Here is an 840-nt window from a genome sequence, read left to right on the forward strand (position 1 = left end):
CGGCCACGACATCCGCGCCGACCCGCAGGCGGTGCGGGCCGCGATCGGGGTCACCGGGCAGTTCTCCGCCGTCGACGGCCTGATCACCGGCGAGGAGAACATGCTGCTCATGGCGGACCTGCACCACCTGCCCCGCAGCGAGGGCCGGCGGGCCGCCGCCGAGCTGCTGGAACGCTTCGACCTCACCGACGCCGCGAAGAAACCCGCCTCCACCTACTCCGGCGGCATGAAGCGCCGCCTCGACCTCGCCATGACCCTGGTCGGCGGCCCCCGGATCATCTTCCTCGACGAACCCACCACCGGCCTCGACCCGCGCAGCCGCCACACCATGTGGCAGATCATCCGCGAACTCGTCTCCGACGGCGTCACCGTCTTCCTCACCACCCAGTACCTCGAGGAGGCCGACCAGCTCGCCGACCGCATCGCCGTCCTCCACAACGGCACGATCGCCGCCGAAGGCACCGCCGAGGAACTGAAGCGGCTCATCCCCGGCGGGCACGTCCGGCTCCGCTTCACCGACCCCGCCCCCTACCAGCGCGCCGCCACCGCCCTGCGCGAGGTCACCCGGGACGACGAGGCACTGGCGCTGCAGATCCCCAACGGCGGCAGCCAGCGCGAGCTGCGCTCCCTCCTCGACCGGCTGGACTCGGCCGGCATCGAGGCCGACGAACTCACCGTGCACACCCCCGACCTCGACGACGTCTTCTTCGCCCTCACCGGCCCCGCCCACGTCCCCACCCAGCCCCAGGAGACCGCCCGATGAACGCCCTCTCCCTCGCCGTCCGCGACTCGACGACGATGCTGCGCCGCAACCTCCTGCACGCCCGGCGCTACCCGTCC

At 72.5% G+C, this 840-nt stretch carries 1 protein-coding gene; it reads left to right on the top strand.

Features of this window, described 5'->3' with window-relative positions:
* A partial coding sequence (locus AQJ64_RS44885) for an ATP-binding cassette domain-containing protein (protein WP_059203572.1) occupies positions 1-763 on the top strand: 763 nt, incomplete at its 5' end.
* Positions 764-840 lie beyond the last annotated feature (77 nt).

The sequence above is a fragment of the Streptomyces griseoruber genome (genome assembly GCF_001514205.1).
Taxonomy (GTDB): domain Bacteria; phylum Actinomycetota; class Actinomycetes; order Streptomycetales; family Streptomycetaceae; genus Streptomyces; species Streptomyces griseoruber.